Origin of the sequence: Pseudomonas gingeri, assembly GCF_013385425.1 — a bacterium.
GTDB classification, from domain to species: domain Bacteria; phylum Pseudomonadota; class Gammaproteobacteria; order Pseudomonadales; family Pseudomonadaceae; genus Aquipseudomonas; species Aquipseudomonas gingeri_D.
Window position 1 is genome coordinate 17554 of the sequence record NZ_JACAQA010000001.1, and the last position, 24156, is coordinate 41709.

Genomic DNA, 24156 nt, shown 5'->3' on the forward strand with positions numbered 1-24156 from the left:
GTGTGCCTGAAATTTCCCGTTTCAATACGCGTATGCCAAACTAACCCGCATATAGACAAGGTGAAATTTATCTAATGGCCGATTGGCAGTCCCTCGATCCCGAGGCCGCTCGTGAAGCGGAAAAATACGAAAACCCCATTCCTAGCCGCGAGCTTATCCTGGCGCACCTGTCCGAGCGTGGATCGCCGGCCAGTCGCGAGGAGCTGGTGGATGAGTTTGGTCTGACCACTGAAGATCAGATCGAGGCTCTGCGCCGCCGCCTTCGTGCCATGGAGCGCGATGCGCAACTGATTTACACCCGCCGCGGCACTTACGCGCCGGTGGACAAGCTCGACCTGATCCTCGGCCGCATCGCCGGCCACCGCGACGGTTTCGGTTTTCTGATCCCGGACGACGGCAGTGACGACCTGTTCATGAGCCCGGCGCAAATGCGTCTGGTGTTCGATGGCGACCGTGCCCTGGCGCGGGTGTCCGGCCTGGATCGGCGCGGACGCCGTGAAGGCGTGATCGTCGAAGTGGTGTCCCGTGCTCACGAGAGCATCGTCGGGCGTTACTTCGAAGAGGGCGGTATCGGCTTCGTGGTCGCGGACAATCCGAAGATCCAGCAGGAAGTGCTGGTGACCCCGGGCCGCAACGCCGACGCCCGTGTCGGTCAGTTCGTCGAGGTGAAGATCACCCACTGGCCGACGCCGCGCTTCCAGCCCCAGGGCGATGTGATCGAAGTGGTGGGCAACTACATGGCGCCCGGCATGGAGATCGATGTCGCGCTGCGCACCTACGACATTCCCCACGTCTGGCCCGAGGCCGTGCTCAAGGAAGCGGCGAAGCTCAAGCCGGAAGTCGAGGACAAGGACAAAGAGAAGCGCGTCGACCTGCGCCATCTGCCGTTCGTCACCATCGACGGCGAAGATGCCCGCGACTTCGACGATGCGGTCTACTGCGAAGCCAAGCCCGGCAAGCTGCGCCTGTTCTCCGGCGGCTGGAAGTTGTACGTGGCGATTGCCGACGTTTCCAGCTATGTGAAGATCGGTTCTGCGCTGGACACTGAAGCCCAGGTTCGTGGCAACTCGGTGTACTTCCCCGAGCGCGTGGTGCCGATGCTGCCGGAGCAGCTGTCCAACGGCCTGTGCTCGCTGAACCCGCATGTCGACCGTTTGGCGATGGTCTGCGAGATGACCATCAACAAAAGCGGGCAGATGACCGACTACGTGTTCTACGAAGCGGTGATCCACTCCCATGCCCGCCTGACCTACAACAAGGTCAGCGCGATCCTGGAACAGCCGAAGACCACCGAGGCGAAGAAGCTGCGTGGCGAGTATTCGGAAGTGGTTCCGGACCTCAAGCAGCTCTACGCCCTGTACAAGGTGTTGCTGGCGGCCCGTCATACCCGTGGCGCCATCGACTTCGAAACCCAGGAAACGCGGATCATCTTCGGTTCCGAGCGCAAGATCGCGGAAATCCGTCCGACCACCCGCAACGATGCCCACAAGCTGATCGAAGAATGCATGCTGGCGGCCAACGTGGCCACCGCCGAGTTCCTCAAGAAGCACGAGATTCCGGCCTTGTACCGGGTGCATGACGGTCCGCCGCCGGAACGCCTGGAAAAACTCCGTGCCTTCCTCGGTGAGCTGGGCCTGTCCCTGCACAAGGGCAAGGACGGTCCGTCGCCGAAGGATTACCAGGCGTTGCTGGCCAGTATCCAGAGCCGCCCGGATTTCCACCTGATCCAGACCGTGATGCTGCGCTCGTTGAGCCAGGCGGTGTACAGCGCTGATAACCAGGGCCACTTCGGCCTGAATTACGAGGCCTACACCCACTTCACTTCGCCGATCCGTCGTTACCCGGACCTGCTGACGCACCGCGCGATCCGCAGTGTCATCCACTCCAAGCAGGACACCCCGCACGTGCGTCGTGCCGGCGCGATGACCATTCCGAAGGCGCGGATCTATCCGTACGACGAGGCGGCGCTGGAGCAGTTGGGCGAACAGTGCTCGATGAGCGAGCGGCGTGCCGACGAAGCCACCCGTGACGTGGTGAACTGGCTCAAGTGCGAGTTCATGAAGGATCGCGTGGGCGAGTCGTTCCCGGGTGTGGTCACTGCCGTGACCGGTTTCGGCCTGTTCGTCGAGCTGACCGATATCTACGTCGAAGGCCTGGTGCATGTCACCGCCTTGCCGGGCGATTACTACCATTTCGATCCGGTTCATCACCGCCTGGCGGGCGAGCGCACCGGTCGCAGCTTCCGCCTCGGCGACACGGTGGAAGTGAAGGTCATGCGCGTCGATCTCGACGAGCGCAAGATCGACTTCGAAATGGCCGAGAAAACCCTCAGCGCGCCGATCGGTCGCAAGAAACGTGGCACTGAAGCCACCGCACCTGCCCCCGCGCCTGTCGCGAAAGCGCCGGAGCCGGCCAAGGCCGGGCGTCGTGGCGCGGTGGCGAAGAAGTCGGACGAGGCTTATCGCCCCAGCGATGCAGCGGCGAAAAACGCCGAAGTGCGCCGCAGTCGCGAACTGAAGCAGGCGTTGTTGGCCGAAGCCAAGAACGGCGGTAAAGGCAAGACCGAGGGAAAGCCCGCGCGCGGGACGTCGTCGGAAAAACCGAGCAAGCATCGTAAAGGCCCGCCAAAAGCGGGCGCTGGTCCCGCGAAAAGCGGCGGGGCGCGTAAACCCAAGGGCAAGTCATGAGTCAGTTGGAAAAAATCTACGGCGTCCATGCCGTAGAGGCGTTGTTGCGTCATCACCCGAAACGCGTCAAGCAGATCTGGTTGGCCGAAGGCCGCAGTGATCCGCGGGTCCAGGTGTTGCTGGGGCTGGCCGCGGAAAACCGCGTGTCGGTCGGCCAGGCCGAACGCCGCGAGATGGATGCCTGGGTCGAAGGCGTGCACCAGGGCGTGGTGGCGGACGTGAGTCCGAGCCAGGTCTGGGGTGAGGCAATGCTCGACGAACTGCTCGATCGCACTGAAGGCGCACCGTTGATCCTGGTGCTCGACGGCGTGACCGACCCGCACAACCTGGGTGCTTGCCTGCGCACCGCCGATGCGGCGGGTGCGTTGGCGGTGGTGGTGCCCAAGGACAAGTCGGCGACCCTGACGCCGGCGGTGCGCAAGGTGGCTTGTGGCGCGGCGGAAGTGATTCCGCTGGTGGCGGTGACCAACCTGGCGCGGACCCTGGAAAAACTCCAGCAGCGCGGCCTGTGGGTTGTCGGCACGGCGGGCGAGGCAGAGCAGGAGTTGTACCAGCAGGACCTGACCGGCCCGACCATCCTGATCATGGGCGCCGAAGGCAAGGGCATGCGTCGCCTGACCCGCGAGCATTGCGACTACCTGGTGCGCCTGCCGATGGCCGGTAGCGTCAGCAGCCTCAACGTCTCCGTGGCCACCGGCGTGTGTCTGTTCGAAGCGCTGCGCCAGCGCAGCGTCAAGGCCGCCACCAAAAAGGCCTGATCCGCACCTCCCTTGCAGGAGCCGGCTTGCTGGCGATGAACGATTACGCGGTCTTCCTGAAGCACCGCGGCGTCTGCATCGCCAGCAAGCCGGCTCCCACAGTGATCGCATTCACCTCGGTTGTGATTCAAGGGTCAAGGCGGCGGTGCTTGTTGCGATGGGTTGTTCAAATAATCACCAATTGTCTTGCGCCCCTCGCCCCCCTTCTCTACAATTGCGCCCCTTGCCGTGATGGCTGGCGCATCCGTGCCTACTCCAGGCAAGACACACAAGTGTCATTCACTCCTTGTCTGACCGTTTTTGAGCGGCAGGCTACAACCCGTAAGGAGCATTCATGCGTCATTACGAAATCATCTTTTTGGTCCACCCGGATCAAAGCGAACAAGTCGGCGGCATGGTAGAGCGTTACACCAAGCTGATCGAAGAAGACGGCGGCAAAATCCACCGTCTGGAAGATTGGGGCCGTCGTCAACTGGCCTATGCAATCAACAATGTTCACAAGGCTCACTACGTGATGCTGAACGTTGAATGCACTGGCAAGGCCCTGGCCGAGCTGGAAGACAACTTCCGCTACAACGATGCTGTGATCCGTAACCTGGTCATCCGTCGCGACGAAGCCGTTACCGGCCAGTCCGAGATGCTCAAGGCTGAAGAAAACCGCAGTGAGCGCCGTGAGCGTCGCGACCGTCCTGAGCACTCCGACGCCGATGGCGTTGAGGGTGATGACAGCGACGCCAGCGATAACGCTGACGAGTAATCCACGGACCTTTTGAGGAGCCAATTACATGGCACGTTTCTTCCGTCGTCGTAAATTCTGCCGCTTCACCGCTGAAGACGTGAAAGAGATCGATTACAAAGATCTCAACACCCTGAAAGCCTACGTATCCGAAACCGGCAAAATCGTTCCAAGCCGTATCACCGGTACCAAAGCTCGTTATCAGCGTCAGCTGGCCACCGCTATCAAGCGCGCCCGCTTCCTGGCCCTGCTGGCCTACACCGACAGCCACGGCCGCTGAGACCGGGCAGTCGACACGCAGTAAAGGATTGAATGCATGCGCGCCTTAGCTGGTTTCATCATGCGCGGACGTATGCAGGCCATGCTCGTCGTGGCCGGATCTGCGGCATTGCCGCTGTTGTTCTGGTTGAGTGCCGCCGCCGGGTGCCTTGTGCTCCTGCGGCGCGGTTCGGACGCCCTTGGCGTCATTGGTCTGGGTGTGTTGTCGGTGCTGCTGTTCTGGCACTTCAACATCCAGAAAGACCCCACGGCCCTTCTGGTGCTGCTCGGGTCTTGCAGCCTGGCGCTGGTTTTACGCGCCGGCTACTCCTGGAACCGCGTGCTGCTGGTCAGCATGGCAGTAGGGTTGGTATGTGCGGTGAGTCTGGGGACGATTTTCAGTCCCTTCATCGAAGGGTTGGCGCAGACGTTTGAACAAGTCGTGCCGCTGGCCCTCGGTGAGGTCTACCAGAAGTTGTCGGTAGATCAGCGAGCGTTCCTCGCGTCACTGGCCGTGCCCCTCTTGATCACCTCGACGGCGATCTCGCTGCAGGTCTTTAGTGTGATGTGCCTGATTCTTGGGCGCTATTGGCAAGCGTTGTTGTACAACCCCGGTGGTTTCGGACGCGAGTTTCGCGAAATCCGGATCCCCAAGAAGGTGGCGCTGTCGCTGCTGGCCATCATGTTTGTCGCGCCGTTTATCGGCCTGCATGCATTGATTCTGTTGCCGCTGTGCAGTGTTCCCCTGGTCTTCGCCGGCCTGTCCCTGATTCACGGGCTGGTGGCGAAGAAGAAACTGGCCAGTTTCTGGCTGGTGGGGATGTACGTCACGCTCGTGCCATTCATGCACTTGCTCGGTCCGTTGCTCATGGTATTGGCCATTGTCGACAGCCTGATTGATTTTCGCGGACGCCTGGCGTCGAAAGAGGCCGATAACGGTTCCGCGAACGGTGAAGGTTAAAAGTTAAGAGGATTTCCACATGCAACTGATCCTTCTGGAAAAAATCGCCAACCTGGGCAACCTGGGCGATAAGGTAAACGTTAAGGCCGGTTACGGTCGTAACTACCTGCTGCCATTCGGCAAAGCCACCGCTGCGACCGCTGCCAACCTGGCTGCGTTCGAAGAGCGTCGTGCCGAGCTGGAAAAAGCCGCAGCAGACAAGAAAGCTTCGGCTGAATCGCGTGCCGCCCAACTGGCTGAGCTGGAAGTGACCATCACTGCCACCGCCGGTGACGAAGGCAAGCTGTTCGGTTCGATCGGCACCCACGACATCGCTGATGCCCTGACCGCCTCCGGCGTTGAAGTGGCAAAAAGCGAAGTTCGTCTGCCGAACGGCACCATCCGCAACGTGGGTGAATTCGACGTGGCCGTGCACCTGCACGCCGAAGTCGAAGCAACCGTACGCGTTGTCGTGGTGGCTGCTTAAGCAGTACCCAATCGTCTGGCGACTTGCGCGCCAGGCGGTTAACATCGGGCACGACTCTGTTCATTCAGGTCGTGCCTTTTGTTTTTTGGTAACGTCCTTTTGCAAACCCCCTGATTCCAAGTGGCCATGAACGATATCTCCGCTCCCGAGCAATACGACCTGCAAACCGCCGCGCTGAAAGTGCCGCCCCATTCCATCGAGGCCGAACAGGCCGTGCTCGGTGGTCTGATGCTGGACAACAACGCCTGGGAGCGCGTGCTCGATCAAGTCTCGGACGGCGACTTCTATCGACATGACCACCGCCTGATCTTCCGCGCCATCGCCAAGCTGGCCGATCAGAACATGCCGATCGACGTGGTGACCCTGGCCGAGCAGTTGGACAAGGAAGGGCAGACCTCCCAGGTCGGCGGCCTGGGTTACCTGACGGAACTGGCGAAAAACATTCCGTCGGTGGCCAACATCAAGGCCTACGCCGCGATCGTTCGCGAGCGGGCGACCCTGCGCCAGTTGATCGGCATCAGCACCGAAATCGCCGACACCGCGTTCAACCCGCAAGGTCGGACCGCGGCGGAGATTCTCGACGAGGCCGAACGGCAGATTTTCCAGATCGCCGAAGCGCGGCCCAAGACCGGCGGTCCGGTCAGCGTCAACGACCTGTTGACCAAGGCCATCGACCGGATCGATACGCTGTTCAACACCGACAACGCCATCACCGGCCTGTCCACCGGCTACACCGACCTCGACGAGAAGACCAGCGGCCTGCAACCGTCCGACCTGATCATCGTCGCCGGTCGTCCGTCCATGGGCAAGACCACCTTCGCCATGAACCTGGTGGAGAACGCGGTACTGCGCAGCGACAAGGCGGTGCTGGTGTACTCCCTGGAGATGCCAGGCGAATCGCTGATCATGCGTATGCTGTCCTCCCTCGGCCGGATTGACCAGACCAAGGTCCGTGCCGGTCGCCTGGAAGACGACGACTGGCCACGGCTGACCTCGGCGGTCAACCTGCTCAACGACCGCAAGCTGTTTATCGACGATACGGCCGGTATCAGCCCGTCGGAAATGCGTGCGCGGACCCGTCGCCTGGTGCGTGAACACGGCGATATCGCCCTGATCATGATCGACTACCTGCAGTTGATGCAGATCCCCGGTTCCAGCGGCGACAACCGGACCAACGAGATTTCCGAGATCTCCCGGTCCCTCAAGGCCCTGGCCAAGGAATTCAACTGCCCGGTGGTGGCCCTGTCCCAGCTCAACCGTTCCCTGGAGCAGCGGCCGAACAAGCGCCCGGTGAACTCCGACCTGCGGGAATCCGGAGCGATCGAGCAGGACGCCGACGTAATCATGTTCGTGTACCGCGATGAGGTCTATCACCCCGAGACCGAACACAAGGGCATCGCCGAAATCATCATCGGCAAGCAGCGTAACGGCCCGATCGGTTTTATCCGCCTGGCCTTTATCGGCAAGTACACGCGCTTCGAGAATCTGGCGCCGGGTAGCTACAACTTCGACGACGACGAGTAAGGGCGTTACGCCGAGGACCGGACTTGGGGGCGTTGTCCCTTTGGCGCTAATGGCTGCGCGGTAAAATCTCCAGCGTACGAATCTGTTCCCAGGTGTAACCGTGATTCAGGCGTAATTCGTCGAACTCGAAGATGGCTTGGCTGGCGAACAGGGCCGTGATGAAGTAGCGATTTTTTTCGATGCGCCCGTCACGGCCCTTGACGTCAACCGCAAATGCGACCGACTCCACGTTGTAGCCTGTCGCGGCTTGTCGAATGGGAACCCCGTTGCGGTATTCGTAGCGCGTATTGATTCTCGACAGGATGTTATCGCCGGACAGGCAGGGGGCGGCCGGTTCTGGTCGGTCGTCGCGAAAGCGGATCAGGTCATGCGTGGAGTCCTGCCGGACCGCGGTCGCGAAAGGGTCCCGGCGATGGTGGCTGACGATCAGCGGAATCAGCATGCCGCCATAAACCCCCAGTATTTCACCTCTGCGCAGGTAATGCCTGGCGGAAACCAGAAACCTCCCGACCAGATGCTCTTCTTGCGCAGAGCGCAGGTCGTCGTGTTCGAATCGGGCTATTTCCAGCTTGTCTTCGTAGAGTTGTGCGACCTTTTCATAGCCTTGCCATTGCAGATAAGGAACGATTTGTTGAGCGCGAGCCTTTGACTGGCGGCTCCCTTCAGCCTTGGAGTAGTGAATGGCGAGAATGGTCATGGGGTACCCGTCCAGGTCACGCAAGGGATAGCGACCGTTGTCGACGCGGTCGTAGGTGAGGGGGGAGTTCAAATGGGTTCGGTAGGATTTTCGGCTGCGCATGCGCTGTCGTTCAGCTTCCGTGAAGGTCTTGTCATCGCCCGGGCTGGACGGCGTAGCGCCGTGTTTCTGGACCGACAGGCTGCCTCCCGGTGTGAGGTCGGGGGGCTCAGTGCCTTGAGGCAAGACCCACTCACCGTCAGTCTTGCGTTGCAGTAACGGTTGATAAAAGCTGTAGGGCGTCTTGGCGTTCAACAGTCGCCAGCCCTCGGGGGCCTGCCTGACCGGATAGTAGCGGTCACCGTTGCGGATGTAGTGCAAGTGAGCATGGGCGGCCAGGGGCTTGGTGTGGAGATTCCAGTAAATGCCGCCGTTGCGCAGCTCCAGGCCCGACACTGTTGTTCCGCGCACGGCGAAGCTCTCCGGGACCCGCGTGCTGGTGTTTGGCTCTGGCTGCCCTGGTGCATGGTTCGGGACGCGCAGGGCCGGCGTCTGGCTGCGTAATGTCGAGGCGTTCCTGAAGACGGCCTGTTTCAGGTCCATCGCCGCGCGCTTTTCGTCCAGGCTTATATCGAGTGTGCTGTTCAGGGCTTGCTGCGTCAGTTTCGGCATCGCCAGCCAGACGCTTGTGTACAGGTCCTGCAGACCGGATAGCGTACTGCCCTGCTGGTCTTGAAGTTGGTAGAAAGCGCCCGTTTTCTTCAGGCGCCTGTAGGTCAGGCTGTCGTGCTCACCGATGGCCTCCAGGGCGGTGTCGATGTCTGGGTCCCACAGTTCAAGACGAATATCCTGCGGCCAGGTTTCCAGGGTTTCCAGCAGTGAGAAAGCCAGTCGATCACTTTGCTGAGTGTGTGGCCAGCCCGGATAAAGGCCTTCGAACACCCGTGAGATGCGAACCTGCTCCAGGGCTCGCTCAATCTCCCTTTTTAGCGTCGGCTCTGTTTCGGGCGCGCCTTGTGCCTGTATGTCCAATGAGAAAATAACATCGGCCAGATGACTTTTGGGGAGTTCGGCGTGCACTTGGCGTATTTGTCGTTGCGGTGCTGTGTCGGGTTGTTCTGTCTCGATATACAGGTGTTCGAGCAGGGCCAGGCTTTTCAGTTTCGCCTGGGCCACCAGCTTCAGCGCCAATTGGTTCAGTTGCTCAAGAGGCGCAATAGTGTTCTCCAGCAACGAGTCGATATCTTCCTGGTCGAGCGCCTCGAGCACCACGTTGAGCAGCGTTCCAGCCATTCTCATACCCGCGCCATACTGGACAGTCACCTGCGAACCACTGCGCAAGATCTCCAGCATTTTGTCCCTGGGCCATCCGGGCAGTCTGGTCAGCAGATATAACTGGATCCTGGGAGACAATTCCGAGACCACGTTGCCCTTGGCCCGCTCGAGATCGAAGTGCTCGATTTCCTGGAGGATCCACAGGCGCTTGAGGCTATCGAGCAGCAGGGGTGGTGTCCGACGGCTGTAGTGATGAATCTGTCGCAGCGTGTAAAGGTGTGTGCCGCTGAACGCCAGGGCAGCGTTCGCAAGCGATTCGGACAGTCTGGCGGCGCGTGGCCCCAGGCGTGCGATCAACTGCTGTTTCGACCAGGTCAGGACTTTCTCGTGGATCGTCCGCCAGGCTCCGACGCCGTTGTGCCGCAGGGGGGGCGAGTACACGTCCGGATAACCGATCAGCACGATATGCCAGCGGTCGGTGTCTTCATTGTGCTCGACCTTGTAATACTGCTGGTCCAGTTTCAGGACGGTAGCCTGCGCCCATGGGTACAAGCCCAGTGAGTTTGCCTGCCAATGCTCATCGGATGGCTTGATCGCTGATTGATAAGGTGTCAGGTCGGGCTTCCAAAGGCGCGTGCGGCCCTGAAAACGGACACGGATCAACTCGGGCAGCCCGTCTACCACGGTGGCTGTCCGGCTGTTTGTCACCGTCTCGGCCACATTCAGCAAATGGATCAATCCGGCGTTCACTTCCCTGGGGCTCCAGATAAAGAGGTCCTGATAGACAGTGGCTGCGAGCTGGCTGCCTGGCGGTGTCAGCAGGGTCTGGCGGAATCGGGGAATGAAGTCCTTCAGGCCGAACAGCAGGTCCAGGCGCGCCGTGTGGTATTCATCCAGCAATTGTTCGCGTGTTGTGGCATTGGCCTGTGCGCTGGGGGGCGCCAGTCTGCCGACGTCGCTTTCAAGGCGTTGCAGTCGCTGCCAATGAATCTCTTCGAACAGCTCGCCTTCAATCCTTGAAAGACTGATGAGACGCCTCAACTGGGCAGGCGAGCGTCCACTGGCGGCTTTGCTGATCTTTGCCGTCAACAGGCTGCCCTGATAGTCAATCGGCATGAGTCGGCTGATCCATTGCCGGAAATCCGCCGAGCGCATGTGTTCCAGGTAATCCTCTTGAAACTCGACAAGGGACGGATATTCCTTGAGCGCGGACTCGGGGTGTCCAGGACAGTAGATGGCGCAGGGGCCGGTGTTGTCGTCCGGATCGGAAGCGAAATGAATGACTCCGGGTAACGTGTGGCCGAGCCATTTGACTTGTTGATAGCGCGGAAGCTTCCCGGTTCTTTTTCTGATGGGCAGCAGAAAGTATTTCAAGCGGGCCGCACACGCGTCGGAGATGTCGTTTTTCATGAAAGCCATCCATAACGAAACGTTGAATCGGCTCCACTCATGGTGCACAAAATGCTCGCGCTTGTTATCGAAGAGGATGATCTCGTCGGCTGGGCGGTCCAGGTCCAGTATCTGCTTGAGGTGATGGTGGTATTTCAACCCGAGGTCGAGATGGCGACAGAACCGGGCAAACGTCTTGGGAGTGAGGCTGCTTTTCAGGCCTGCTGCTTTTCCCGAGGGGTAGATGGCCGATCCGCTGCCGAAAGCGTTGTCGTGGGTTTCCCATTCCTCGAAGTTGTAAAGCGCGGCTTCCAGCAACGAGTGTTCGGGACTGGCGTCGTAGATGGGGATACCCAGAAAGCTGTCCTTTTTCCAGCGTTTGGCCAGGGTGGCGACCTGCATGTCGGTGAGATCGCGGGAGAGGGGGCTTATGCCGAGTTCCAGAATGGGCTCGGCAAAGATCTCCAGGCTTTTGAGTGGGCTCAGTATGTTCCTGACAAGGAGCCTGGACGCATTGTTTTCCTGCATGGCCGAACGCAGTCTGGCGTATTGTTCGGCGGTGGCGTTTTTCAGCCAGGCCGGCAGGCGGGACCTGATGAAGGTGGCGTGGGGCAGCGCCTCGGGATCGTTTTCTTCCGACGTCGTGGGCATGGCGCGGCTCATTCCTGGCTTGACGGTGGCTGGCTGGGGCTTGGGGTTTCCAGGCTCGTCTCGGGCGCGGCGAAGGTGATGCGTGTCCCCGCTTCGCTATAACCGTAATTCCAGCGCAGCTCTTCATCGGCGGGAACGTCCCGGGTGGTAAAAAAACCGCTCAGGACGAAGGGTTCCAGACGTCCCTCGGCGATCTCCACATCGACGGGGAAGGTTGCCCCTTCGACGTTGTAGCCGCTGCCGGCTTGCCGGACCGGGAGGCGGCCCTCGTATTCGAAAATGGAATTGATGCGCGAAATGATGTTGTCTCCTGTCAGCACCAGCCGGTCCCATGTCGGCTTGTCGGGAAGGGGGCCGGGCAGCACATCGATCACGAACGGATCCCGGCGGGCATTGCTGACGTGAAACGGGATGAAGTTACCGCCATACACGCCGATGGCCTCCCCGGCGCTCAACGGCTTTCTGGCCACCACCATGGCTTGGCCGATCATGCTGCTTTCCTGGGGAAACTTGGCATCTTCCGCAGTGAACTGCCGCAGCAGCAGCTTCTCCTCGTAGAGCTGGGCAACCGCTTCATGATTCTCCCATTTCAAGTACGGCAGGATATCCTTGGCCTGGTAACGCACTCCCGAGTCGGTGATTTCGCTCATGTGCTGGATTTTTCTGATGCGCAGCGGATTACCCGACAGGTCCCGCAAGGGATAGCGGCCATTGTTCACGCGGTCATACTCACCCATCCGGTTGGGCTGACGCTGATAGGACTTGATGGCTTTCATGCGCAGCAGGTCTTCGCGGGTGAAGGGCTCTGGTTTGACGTACTCAAGTGCCGACACCATGCTCGTTTCGCTCAACTGGATTTTGCTGTGCCCCGGCCCCGGGGCACCGCCTTTCAAGCCGATGGCGGTGTTGATTTCCCAGTGCCCGTCCCTGCGCCGCAGCACCGGGCGATAGAAGCGAAAAGGGTTGCGGGCGTCGATCAGTTTCCAGCCAAGAGCTGAAGGCTCGACCTGGTAATAGCGCTCGCCTTCCTCGATGTAGTGTCGGGAGAAGGCTCCCCGATACAGGTCGTCGCCCAGCGCCGTCAGGTCGCTCGGTGGCGTTTTCTGCGCGAAGTGAGTATCCAGTGGGCGGCCGGGTCGGTAAGGCGGTGAGATCGGGGAGGCCGGAATCCGCCGTACGCTCGTCGGCGAAGCCCCCAACTGAGTGATTTTTTGAATCAGCGATTGCTTGAGGGGGCGGGTTCGATTCGCGCCGCTGAAGCCCAGGTTGTCGAGTTCGGTTTCGGGTAGGGCGTGCCCGATGGCCGAGTAGAGGTCGCTCGGTGCCAGGATCTGCTTGCCGTCGGCATCGTAGACTCGATAACGCGAGTCTTCACGGAGCAGGCGCCTGACGGTCGCTGCGGAGTCGTTCCCGACACTGGCGATCGGCGGGTCGGCCAGTGTGCCCGAATACAGCTCCAGGCGAACGTCGCCTGACCAACCCGGTAGGGCTTCAAGGGTCTGGAACGCCAGTTGGTCCGAGGCCGGGTTGAATGTCGTGTGCAGATAAAGGCCTTCATGAAGTCGGGCGGTATCCACGTTCTGCATGGAGAGCTCGGCTTCGTCTTTCAGATAGGACAGCAGGCTTTTCTGGTTCAGGATTTGTCGGGCTTCGACTGGGTTGATGGATTTTTCCAGGGCTTGCACATAGCTTTTGGGCAGGTTCGGAAAGTCCTGTCGGATCTGCTCGGGCAACGGTCCTTCGACCTGTTCGCTCTGTTGATAAAGGTCCTCGAATTGTTCCGGTGTATGTTGCTCGGCAGTAAAGGAAAGGGCCGGGCTGTCGTTGTTCGGGGGGCTTCCCTGCAATCGCTGATGCTGGATTTGCCGGTCGAGCTGGAAGCGTTTCACGGTATCGATCAATTGCGCCGGCGGCGCCTGGTTCTCGCGATGAAGTTCAAGCAACAGGTTCGAATCGCTTGCGCTGGCGTGCAGGATCGGCGCCAGGTCTTCGGGCGGGGTGCCTGCTGCGACCGGCCCCAATCGTCTGAGTCGCTTCAGGTCGCTCCAGTCTTGGGGTTTTTCATGCAGGGTACGCCAGGCCCCGCTGCCGTTTTGCAACAAGGGCGGTGAATACGCCCAGGGGTCATCGGGGTGTCGAATGGACCATCCGGACGGGGGCGCGACAGTGCCGACCTCATAGAGTTGTTCATCCAGCGATAGATAGTGCTTGCCTTGATGGTGATACAGGCCCTGTTCATCGGGGAGCAGCGTTTCAGGGAGTTCAAGGGATTGGCGATAGGGGCTCAGGTCCGCTTTCCACAAGGCAAAGCGGTTGGACGACAGCTTGACCGGCAGCAGCGAGTTGACGAAACGCCCGGCCTTGACGGCGCCCGCGCTGGCGCCCATGAACGCGACCTGTTCGGCGACGTCCATCAGGTAGTTGAGTGCTTCCACCTTTTCGTCGCGCCTCCAGGCGTCGAATCCTTGATAGGCCTCCTTGATCAGTTGTGCCCCCGTGAAGATCAGCAGGACGTCGCCTATCACGGGGATGAACGAGGCCGCGAGGAGCAAGGCACTGAGGCCGGCCTTTGCGTAGGCCGCCCGCAGTTCTTGACGGGCTTGGGTATCGATATCCGCGGTGGGGACCACAACCTCCCGCCCATGTCGCTCGATCTGTCGCACGCGCTGGTCGCGCAGGCTTTTGAACACGTTGCCTTTGATGGGGTGCAGCGCCAGAAACACAGGCTCGGCCCACGGAATGGGACCGGTCTTCGGCGCCCATTTTTGCCGCAGGGCCCGTCCGATCATCTGGTCGAGCAGCTTTCCCTGATGGCTGAGCGGGAGGAATCGTGAAAAGAACTGTCGGTAGCCGGGCGACAGCAGCCTGCGGTTCAGTTCGTCTTCAAAATCCTTGATTGAGCCGTAGCGTGCCAGGGGGCGGATCGGGTCCTGGGGTATGTAGACGATGCACGGACTTGTCCCGTCTTCGGCGTCCAGGCCGATCACCAGCACCTCGCTGACGTCCATGCCGAGGAACTCGAGCTGCGAGCAGGGTTGGGTGCCATAGCGGACAACATAACGATCGTGCAGTACGTCGAGCAGTGCCCGCTGGCAGGCTGTCGAGATCTCTTGCTGGATGACGGCCAGGTGTATCGCTACGGCGAAGGCGTCCTTGTAACTTTTGATCAGGACATCCTGGGTGGTGCCGTCGACAGTGCCGTCGGGTTGGGTGGGCACCGCAAGAATGGAGCGCAGGTGAATCTGATACAGGCTGCCGAAGTCCAGGTTGCGACAGACCAGGGCGAACTCCTCGGGTTTGATCGGGGTTTTGCCGTCTCGGGCCCCTGGTGTCAGGTAAATCCCCGAGCCGGCACCGAAGGCGTCGGCGCTGGTCAGCGATTCGTCGAAATTGTGCAGGGCCGCTGACAGAAGCGTTTGCTCGGTGGTCGTGCCCTGGACCGATATCAATCCGAAGAAATAGTCGTTTTTATGCTCGTGAACAAAAGTCGCCTGTTCGACATCCAGGGTGAGTTGGAAATTGACGGTGATGGCGTGTTCCAGCAATGGTTTGAGGAATTGTGCGGGCGATTGCAGTTTGGCCATCATCTGCCGGACTTCATGCCGGGAATTGCTGCTGGCTATCAGGCTCTGGCGCAGGGCGTCGCGTTGTTCGCGGGAAGCCAGGAGCAGCCAGGGTGGCAAATGATCTCTGATCACGTCGAAATGCGACGCTTGGTTCGGGAGCGGGGGGGGGGATGGAATCATGACGGTAGCCTTGCCGGGTTTTTGAGGCACCAGCTAACGACAAGGCGGATGTATGGCTGCACTAGATAGTTGTCGGCCTGCGCCCGGCGGATGGGCGCGGGTAAAACCCGACGGTTATCGTCGGACTTGATCAAAATTTGTGCTATATTCCGCGCCCGCGAATTTTCATCTCGACACCGGTCATCGCCATGCAAGCAGCCAAGCCGTTATTTGACTATCCCAAGTACTGGGCCGAATGTTTCGGGCCCGCGCCCTTCCTGCCCATGAGCCGGGAAGAGATGGATCAGCTTGGCTGGGACTCCTGCGACATCATCATCGTCACCGGTGACGCCTACGTTGACCATCCGTCCTTCGGCATGGCGATCATCGGCCGGCTGCTGGAGTCCCAGGGCTTCCGCGTCGGGATCATTGCCCAGCCGAACTGGCAGTCCAAGGACGACTTCATGAAGCTCGGCGAGCCGAACCTGTTCTTCGGGGTCGCGGCCGGCAACATGGACTCGATGATCAACCGCTACACCGCCGACAAGAAAATCCGCTCCGACGACGCCTACACGCCAGGCGGCCTGGCCGGTAAACGCCCGGATCGCGCCAGCCTGGTCTACAGTCAGCGCTGCAAGGAAGCCTACAAGCATGTGCCGATCGTCCTCGGCGGCATCGAGGCTTCGCTGCGCCGGATCGCCCACTACGACTACTGGCAGGACCGCGTGCGCAACTCGATCCTGATCGACGCCAGCGCCGATATCCTGCTCTACGGCAACGCCGAGCGGGCGATTGTCGAAGTCGCCCAGCGCCTGTCCTACGGCCACAAGATCGAAGACATCACCGATGTGCGCGGCACCGCGTTCATCCGTCGCGACACGCCGGCGGGCTGGTACGAAGTCGATTCCACGCGCATCGACCGGCCGGGCAAGGTCGACAAGATCATCAACCCGTACGTCAACACCCAGGACACCCAGGCCTGCGCCATCGAGCAGGAAAAGGGCCCGGTTGAAGACCCGCAGGAAGCCAAGGTCGTGCAGATCCTGGCCAGCCCGCGCATGACCCGCGACAAGACCGTGATCCGCCTGCCGTCGGTGGAAAAGGTCCGTGGCGATGCGGTGCTCTATGCCCACGCCAACCGCGTGCTGCACCTGGAAACCAACCCGGGCAACGCCCGTGCGCTGGTGCAGAAGCATGGCGATGTGGACGTCTGGTTCAACCCGCCGCCCATTCCGATGACCACGGAAGAAATGGACTACGTGTTCGGCATGCCTTATCAGCGTGTCCCGCACCCGGCGTATGGCAAGGAGAAGATCCCGGCCTACGACATGATCCGGTTCTCGGTAAATATCATGCGTGGCTGCTTCGGCGGCTGTACCTTCTGCTCCATTACCGAGCACGAAGGGCGGATCATCCAGAACCGTTCCGAAGAGTCGATCATTCGCGAGATCGAAGAGATCCGCGACAAGGTGCCGGGTTTTACCGGGGTGATTTCCGACCTCGGCGGTCCGACCGCGAACATGTACCGCATTGCCTGCAAGAGCCCGGAAATCGAATCCGCGTGCCGCAAGCCGTCGTGCGTGTTCCCTGGCATCTGCCCGAACCTGAATACCGACCACTCGTCGTTGATCCAGTTGTATCGCAGCGCTCGCGCGTTGCCAGGTGTGAAGAAGATCCTGATCGCTTCCGGCCTGCGCTACGACCTTGCGGTCGAGTCGCCGGAGTATGTCAAGGAACTGGTGACCCACCACGTCGGCGGTTACCTGAAGATCGCCCCGGAGCATACCGAGGAAGGTCCGCTCAACCAGATGATGAAGCCGGGCATCGGCAGCTATGACAAGTTCAAGCGCATGTTCGAGAAGTACTCCAAGGAAGCCGGGAAAGAGCAGTACCTGATTCCGTACTTCATTGCCGCGCACCCGGGCACCACCGACGAAGACATGATGAACCTGGCGCTGTGGCTCAAGGGCAACGGCTTCCGGGCCGACCAGGTGCAGGCGTTCTATCCGTCGCCGATGGCCACCGCCACGGCCATGTACCACTCGGGCAAGAACCCGTTGCGCAAGGTCACCTACAAGAGCGACGCGGTGACCATTGTCAAGAGCGAGGAGCAGCGCCGGTTGCACAAGGCGTTCCTGCGCTATCACGATCCGAAGGGCTGGCCGATGCTGCGCGAGGCCTTGCAGCGCATGGGGCGTGGCGACCTGATCGGGCCGGGCAAGGACCAGTTGATTCCGCTGCACCAGCCGGCGACCGACAGCTACCAGAGCGCGCGCCGGAAGAACTCGACACCGGCCGGCAGCCACAAGGTGGCGAAGGACACGACCACCAAGATCCTCACCCAGCACACCGGCCTGCCGCCCCGTGGCAGCGATGGCGGCAATGCCTGGGACAAACGCGAACAGGCCAAGGCCGCCGCGTTTGCCCGCAACCAGCAAGCCGCCAAGGAGCGTTCCGACGCAGCCAAGGGCAAAGGCAAGAAGCCGACCCGCAAGCCGGTGGTGCCGCGCTGAGGCGCTAGCTTCAAACGCTAAGTGAAATACAAAACGCCAGCATCGCGCTGGCGTTTTGCTGTGTGTTCAACGTGGTTTTTTCGACAGCATCAGGTCACAGGAGCCTGTGTTCCACGTTAGCTTTGCCGGTATTGATTATTTGAGCACTTCCCAGTATCCGCTTTTAGTTGGGCCTACATGTCGGATAGTCCCGGATACCCGAAGCTTGTTCAGATGATATTTGACCCCATCAGAGCTCAGTCCGAGCTGCCTTGCCAGTTCGTAGCGGGTAGCGGCAGGTTGCTGGCGCAATAGCTCTACAATTTTCTCTCGCACCGTCCCCGGACGAACTTCTTGGGTAGTTTCTTGGGTAGTTTCTTGGGTGGTCAGCGCAGCATCTACTCGGTTCGCTGCCAGTTGTACCGGATCGGCTCGGAAAGTGAGCATCAGTCCAGACAAACCGTCATCGAATAGAGGTGGCGGAATACCGTGTTTGCGACACTCACTGAGGATCTTTTCGATCCCCCGTCCCCAGGACTCCACATAGCCAGCGCGGAAAAATGCTGACGCCAGAAGTGGATTGAATGGATGGGACGGATGTTTCGCCAGCAGTTGCTCCTGCGTCCAGCGATCCGGCAATTGGCCTGGGTTCCAGATCACGATTTGATGTTCATAGACGCTTATCTGGATTGGGATGCCGCTGGCGTAATCTTTGTGGATCACCGCGTTGAGCAGAGCTTCACGCAAGGCCTGCAAAGGGAACAGATATCGCTCCACGCGCTCTCCGCCCTCGGCATTGGCGAAACCGCATATCCACTTCAGATAATCGTCTCGCTACGTGGCCTTCCATTCCCGCTGTTGGTGTTCACTCATGCCAATCGAATCCTTCCTGTGAGGAGTGCCTTGATTGGCCGCGTCATAATCGAGGTTCCCGAGCCGACCATCGTTGCCCACCTTTATCGTGAAGGCCGTAAGAATATCATCGCGCCCATATGGAATATGCCTCGACCTTGTCAGCGGATTTCTCTACGTCAACCTGCGAGCCCTCAGGAGAGCGTCGCGAGTTTCGAAGTCCTCGTTGAAAGCCGGGCGTTAGCTTGGTGCTGGCGTTTTGGTTTCTATCGGAGACCTGTTCCGTTTGCTAAGGTGCGGCGAATTTCCCAGCGCTCGATTCAAGGATGAACACTGCATGAGCAACCCGCTCCCTGGCATCGGCATGGATTCCAGCCCCTCGCAATTCCTCGCCCGCCAACGCATCGAAAGCCAGATCAATCTGTCGAAGCTCTTTGCGGCGATTGATGCCGACCCTGGCATCGTCGGGGCCGGCGTGGTCTATATCGACGCCGACTTCAACGTCGTCACCCTGCGCGAATTCCAGCCGATCTGCAGTATCCAGCCCAAGCGCATCATCCTGCGCGAGGCGCAGAAGTACATCGCGCCGGTGCAGTTTGCCCAGCAGGTACAAAGCAATCCGCGTGAATCGCGTCTGGCGATGGAGGCGGTGAACACCACGCTGTCGTGCGCCGGGGCGGTGATCAGTTGGGTGGTGATCGCCAGTGGCAGCGTTCTGGTGCCCTTTACCGCTGGCGCCAGCGGGGTAGTGGTCGCCATCGCCTATACCGCTGCCGGTGCCAGCAGCTTGCAGTGCGTCAACGGTGTTATCCGCACGGGACTGGAAATCGCCAAGCCCGAAGTGAATGACTGGCTGGACAGCGAAGCCTGGTATCAGAATGCGTCTATCGGGCTGGATGTGGCCTCACTAGTAGGCGTCGGCGCTTCCGCCCTCACCACCATCAAGCTGGTGCGGATCGCCAGGGCCACCACCGGGAAAACCCTGCGCGAGGTGCTGCGTGGCCTGAACCGGCAAGAGCGGTCCAAGCTGACCAAGGAATTGCTCAGCATCAACGACCCGCGGATGACGTCGAAGATGCTCAAGCTCAGGCAACTGGCAGGTGAGTTGCCCAAACGCTATACCACCACGCAGCTCAAGCATGGCACGGTCACCCAGATCAAGGACTCCCTCGGTGCGGCCATCGGCCTGACCGGAAGCGCCTTGTCCGGCAATGTCAAAACCATCGCCGTGGGACTCTACGAGGAGTTCGACGAGTGAGCGAGGAGCTGACACTGCGTGGCTTTTTCCGCGAACACTTTCTCGGGTTTATCGCCGGGATCCTTGCGGCTTATTTTTCGCTGGGGTTGTGTGTCGTCCTGGCCTTCGTGACCTACTTCGAGCACCTGCCCCTGGCCGACAGTGGGATGCACATCCTCCTGATGGGAGCTGTACTGACGCTGCTGATCGTCCATGGCAACCTCATGGTCCTGTGGGGCCGGCCACAATGGGTGTGGTTGCTGGTTGGCGTGTTCGTGGCCTGCCTGTTGTTCGTGCTGCCGATGATCACGTATGACCCCCATCGGGGTCTCTACGGGCTGGCGTTGTTGTTCCCCTTGCTGGGGTTGCTGTTTCTCAACAGCCAGGGCCAGCGGGACATGCGTCGCAAACTGGTGGATATCCGCCAGCAGCGGGAGACGCTGCGACGTGCTCTGGCTCGGCGTAGAGCCTGATGTTCCTGGTGGATCTGCCACGTTTCCTGGCGCGCTATTTCCCGACCTTCATCGGCGGTATTTTCGCGGCGTTGGCCTCGCTGGCCTGCGCTATTCCCTTGATGACGGATTTTTATTTCCCTGGCACCTCACTGGGTGAACAAGCGACCTGGTCCTTCCTGGGTGGCGTGGCGATAACCCTGGTCGTGGTGCACTGCAATTTCATGGTGGTGCGCGGCAGGCCGCAGTGGGTGTGGGGATTGGTCGTGGTGCTGGTGGTGTGCCTGTTGAGCGTATTGCCGACCCTCGAGGATCGTCCGCATAAAGTCATCTATGCACTGGCTGTGCTGTTTCCGCTGCTGGGACTGCTCTTGCTCAACAGCAAGCGCCACCGCGAAATGCGCAGCAAGCTCGTCGATATTCGCCACCAACGCGAAGCCCTGAAAAATGCCCTGAAGGCCCGGCGCAAACCACGCTGAGAACGTCGTTCGACCATTCGCCCCGTTTCTGTGCGACTCTCTGCACTACGCCCTCAAGCTGGCGCCATTCTGGTGCTGTGCTTAGCTGAGCGAGCACGACTCACGCCGAAAGCGCAGGACTTGGCCAAGTGGCATAAGTCTTGCGCGCACAGGTATAAGCCCAGGCTCGCAGGAGGCACGCCGTGTCGATCCATGTCGCATTGCACCATGTCACGCATTACCGCTATGAACGCGCCATCGAGCTCGGTCCGCAGATCGTTCGCCTGCGTCCGGCGGCCCACAGTCGCACGCGGATTTTGTCCTATGCGCTGAAGGTCCAGCCCGAGCAGCATTTCATCAACTGGCAACAGGACCCCCAGGGCAACTACCTGGCGCGGCTGGTGTTCCCGGAAAAAACCACGGAACTGCGTATCGAGGTCGACCTGGTCGCCGAGATGGCGGTGTTCAATCCGTTCGACTTTTTCCTCGAGCCCTATGCCGAAAAAATCCCGTTCACCTACGCCGCCGATGAAAAGCACGAGCTGTCGCCCTATCTGGAAAAGCTGCCGCTGACGCCCAAGTTCCAGGCCTACCTGGACGGCATCGACCGCACGCCGTTGCCCAGCGTGGACTTCCTCGTGGCCCTCAACCAGCGCCTGAGCGAAGACATCGGCTACCTGATCCGCATGGAGCCGGGCGTGCAGACGCCCGAGCAGACCCTCGTCAACGCCTCAGGCTCCTGCCGCGACTCGGCCTGGTTGCTGGTGCAACTGCTGCGTCACCTGGGGCTGGCGGCGCGTTTTGTCTCCGGCTACCTGATCCAGCTCACCGCCGATGTGAAAGCCCTCGACGGCCCATCCGGCACCGAGGTCGACTTCACCGACCTGCACGCCTGGTGCGAAGTCTATCTGCCGGGTGCCGGCTGGATCGGCCTGGACGCCACTTCCGGGCTGTTCGCCGGGGAAGGGCATATTCCGTTGGCCTGTAGTCCCGATCCGTCGTCAGCGGCGCCAATCAGTGGCCTGGTGGAACCTTGCGAGTGCGAGTTCAGCCATGAAATGTCGGTGGAGCGGATCTGGGAGGCGCCGCGCGTCACCAAGCCCTACACCGAGGAGCAATGGCTGGCGATCCAGGCCCTGGGCCGACAAATTGATGCCGATCTGCTCGAAGGTGATGTGCGCCTGACCATGGGCGGCGAGCCGACCTTCGTCTCCATCGACGATCCCGACGGCGCCGAATGGAACACCGCCGCCCTGGGCCCGGACAAACGCCGGCTGTCCGCCGAACTGTTCCAGCGCATGCGCAAGCGGTATGCCCCGCATGGCCTGGTGCATTTCGGCCAGGGCAAGTGGTATCCGGGCGAACAGCTGCCGCGCTGGTCGCTCAACAGCTACTGGCGCCGCGATGGCGTGCCGATCTGGCATAACGACGCGCTGATTGCCGATGAGCAGGAAGATTACGGTGCCGACGGCGAAATGGCCGGGCGTTTCCTGGCGAGTGTTGCCGAGCGTCTGAAACTGCCGAGCCGCTTCGTCTTTCCGGCCTACGAGGACAATTTCTACTACCTGTGGCGCGAGGGGCAGTTGCCGATCAACGTCACGGCCACGGACCCACGACTGGATGACGAGCTGGAGCGCGCGCGGCTGCGCAAGGTGTTCTCCCAGGGCCTGGACAAGGTCATCGGCCAGGTGCTGCCGCTGGCCCGTACCGCCGCCAATGACCATTGGCAGAGCGGGCGCTGGTACCTGCGGGACAGCCATTGCCGGCTGGTGCCGGGGGATTCGCCGCTGGGTTATCGCCTGCCGCTGGCGTCCCAGCCTTGGGTGACGGCGGCGGAATATCCCTTCGTGCACCCGACCGATCCGAACCAGGATCTGCCCGAGTTGCCGGACACCGCCGCCCTCAAGGTCCACGGCGAGCCCGTGGTCAGCGAAGAGCGGGTGCCGAAGATCGACGAGTCCGCCGCCTGGCTGACCCGCACCGCCTTGTGCGCCGAAGCCCGGGGCGGGCGCCTGTACCTGTTCATGCCACCGCTGGAGCGGGTCGAAGACTATCTGGAGTTGGTCAGCGCCATTGAGGCCACCGCCGAGGAGCTGCATTGCCCGGTGTTGCTGGAAGGCTACGAGCCACCCCACGATGCGCGTCTGGCAAACTTCCGGATCACCCCGGACCCGGGCGTGATCGAGGTCAACGTACAGCCGTCCGCCACCTGGGACGAGTTGGTCGAGCGCACCGAGTTCCTCTATGAGGAGGCGCGCCAGACCCGCCTGACCACCGAGAAATTCATGATCGACGGGCGCCATACCGGCACCGGCGGCGGCAACCACTTTGTCCTTGGTGGCGCCACGCCGGCGGACTCGCCGTTCCTGCGCCGTCCCGACCTGCTGCGCAGCCTGATCAGCTATTGGCACAATCACCCGTCGCTGTCCTACCTGTTCTCCGGACTGTTTATCGGCCCGACCTCCCAGGCACCACGGGTGGACGAAGCGCGCAACGACTCGCTGTACGAACTGGAAATCGCCTTCGCCCAGATGCCGCAACCGGGTGAGGAATGCCCGCCCTGGTTGGTGGATCGGCTGTTGCGCAACCTGCTGATCGACGTGACCGGCAACACCCACCGTGCCGAGTTCTGCATCGACAAGCTCTATTCGCCGGATGGTGCGACGGGCCGCCTGGGCCTGCTGGAACTGCGCGCCTTTGAAATGCCGCCCCACGCGCGCATGAGCCTGACCCAGCAACTGCTGCTGCGGGCGCTGGTGGCGCGGTTCTGGCGCGAGCCCTATGCACCGCCCAAGCTGGCGCGCTGGGGCACCGAACTGCACGACCGCTTCCTGTTGCCGCACTTTATCGAACAGGACTTCGCCGATGTGATTGTCGATCTCAACGCCGCCGGTTATCCCCTGCGCGCCGAGTGGTTCGCCGCACACCTGGAGTTCCGTTTCCCGAAAGTCGGCGATTACGCGGTCAACGGCATCGAGCTGGAAGTGCGCCAGGCCCTCGAACCCTGGCATGTGCTGGGTGAGGAGGGCGCGGTCGGCGGCACGGTGCGTTATGTGGATTCGTCCCTGGAGCGCCTGCAGGTCAAGTTGAGCGGCCTGGCGCCGCAACGCTATCTGCTGACCTGCAACGGCGTGGCGGTCCCGCTGCAACCCACCGGGCGGGTCGGCGAATTTGTCGCCGGCGTGCGTTATCGCGCCTGGCAACCGGCCAACTGCCTGCAACCGACCATCCCGGTCCATGCGCCGTTGGTGTTCGACCTGCTCGACACCTGGATGCATCGCTCCCTGGGCGGTTGCCAGTACCATGTCGCCCACCCGGGCGGGCGCAACTATGAGACCTTGCCGGTGAACGCCAACGAAGCGGAAAGCCGGCGCATGGCGCGGTTCTTCCGCCTCGGCCACAGTCCTGGCACGCTGCCGGTTCCGACGTTGAAGATCAACGACGAACTGCCGATGACATTGGACTTGCGACACACATAAATCTGACAGGGCGCACGGAGTTTTCGCGTATCCGTGCGCCATCTGTCTGCGTTAACCTTGATTGCCCTTGCCGTCTGCCG

At 61.0% G+C, this 24156-nt stretch carries 15 protein-coding genes; 12 read left to right on the forward strand and 3 right to left on the reverse strand.

Annotated elements, in window-relative coordinates; genetic code table 11:
• The first annotated feature begins 74 nt into the window (after positions 1–74).
• From rnr to dnaB, 7 genes are all read left to right on the forward strand, one after another.
• Positions 75–2687, forward strand: a complete 2613-nt coding sequence (gene rnr, locus HX830_RS00090) for a ribonuclease R (RefSeq protein ID WP_103495654.1) — start codon at positions 75–77, stop codon at positions 2685–2687.
• Complete coding sequence (gene rlmB / locus HX830_RS00095; RefSeq protein ID WP_100939697.1) at positions 2684–3445, forward strand: 23S rRNA (guanosine(2251)-2'-O)-methyltransferase RlmB; 762 nt, start codon at positions 2684–2686, stop codon at positions 3443–3445. The genes rnr and rlmB overlap by 4 nt, the downstream gene beginning before the upstream one ends.
• 334 nt (positions 3446–3779) lie before the next feature.
• A complete protein-coding gene (gene rpsF / locus HX830_RS00100; RefSeq protein ID WP_040063859.1) occupies positions 3780–4202 on the forward strand; it encodes a 30S ribosomal protein S6 in 423 nt (140 codons plus the stop codon).
• A 28-nt stretch (positions 4203–4230) separates the two neighbouring features.
• Positions 4231–4461 (forward strand): 30S ribosomal protein S18, encoded by a 231-nt coding sequence (gene rpsR / locus HX830_RS00105; RefSeq protein WP_002551829.1) that lies wholly within the window; start codon positions 4231–4233, stop codon positions 4459–4461.
• Positions 4462–4497: 36 nt separating this feature from the next.
• A complete protein-coding gene (locus tag HX830_RS00110; protein WP_103495656.1) occupies positions 4498–5400 on the forward strand; it encodes a hypothetical protein in 903 nt (300 codons plus the stop codon).
• A 19-nt stretch (positions 5401–5419) separates the two neighbouring features.
• Positions 5420–5866 (forward strand): 50S ribosomal protein L9, encoded by a 447-nt coding sequence (gene rplI, locus HX830_RS00115; RefSeq protein WP_017125059.1) that lies wholly within the window; start codon positions 5420–5422, stop codon positions 5864–5866.
• Between the two features lie 126 nt (positions 5867–5992).
• Complete coding sequence (gene dnaB, locus HX830_RS00120; RefSeq protein ID WP_103495657.1) at positions 5993–7390, forward strand: replicative DNA helicase; 1398 nt, start codon at positions 5993–5995, stop codon at positions 7388–7390.
• Positions 7391–7436: 46 nt separating this feature from the next.
• Here the strand turns inward: dnaB and HX830_RS00125 are convergent, their stop codons facing one another.
• Both HX830_RS00125 and HX830_RS00130 read right to left on the reverse strand, forming a co-directional pair.
• Positions 7437–11381 (reverse strand): dermonecrotic toxin domain-containing protein, encoded by a 3945-nt coding sequence (locus HX830_RS00125; protein WP_177098570.1) that lies wholly within the window; start codon positions 11379–11381, stop codon positions 7437–7439.
• A gap of 8 nt (positions 11382–11389) precedes the next feature.
• On the reverse strand, positions 11390–15079 hold the full coding sequence (locus HX830_RS00130; protein ID WP_177098571.1) for a dermonecrotic toxin domain-containing protein: 3690 nt from the start codon (positions 15077–15079) through the stop codon (positions 11390–11392).
• A gap of 236 nt (positions 15080–15315) precedes the next feature.
• Here HX830_RS00130 and HX830_RS00135 point away from each other — a divergent pair, with 236 nt between their 5' ends.
• A complete protein-coding gene (locus HX830_RS00135) occupies positions 15316–17619 on the forward strand; it encodes a YgiQ family radical SAM protein (RefSeq protein WP_103495682.1) in 2304 nt (767 codons plus the stop codon).
• Positions 17620–17754: 135 nt separating this feature from the next.
• Here the strand turns inward: HX830_RS00135 and HX830_RS00140 are convergent, their stop codons facing one another.
• Positions 17755–18375 carry an ATP-binding protein gene (locus tag HX830_RS00140; RefSeq protein WP_371317460.1) on the reverse strand — a complete coding sequence of 207 codons (621 nt, stop codon included), beginning with the start codon at positions 18373–18375 and terminating at the stop codon, positions 17755–17757.
• 412 nt (positions 18376–18787) lie between these two features.
• On the opposite strand from HX830_RS00140, the gene HX830_RS00145 reads away from it, so the two are divergent.
• The 4 genes from HX830_RS00145 (at position 18788) to HX830_RS00160 (ending at position 24076) form a co-directional block, all read left to right on the forward strand.
• Positions 18788–19708, forward strand: coding sequence for an NAD synthetase (locus tag HX830_RS00145; protein WP_177098572.1), 921 nt, complete (start codon positions 18788–18790; stop codon positions 19706–19708).
• Positions 19705–20160, forward strand: a complete 456-nt coding sequence (locus HX830_RS00150) for a hypothetical protein (protein WP_177098573.1) — start codon at positions 19705–19707, stop codon at positions 20158–20160. Before HX830_RS00145 ends, HX830_RS00150 begins: the two co-directional genes overlap by 4 nt.
• Complete coding sequence (locus HX830_RS00155) at positions 20160–20618, forward strand: hypothetical protein (RefSeq protein WP_177098574.1); 459 nt, start codon at positions 20160–20162, stop codon at positions 20616–20618. The genes HX830_RS00150 and HX830_RS00155 overlap by 1 nt, the downstream gene beginning before the upstream one ends.
• A 182-nt stretch (positions 20619–20800) precedes the next feature.
• Entirely contained in the window at positions 20801–24076 is a 3276-nt protein-coding gene (locus tag HX830_RS00160) for a transglutaminase family protein (RefSeq protein WP_177098575.1), read from the forward strand.
• Positions 24077–24156 lie beyond the last annotated feature (80 nt).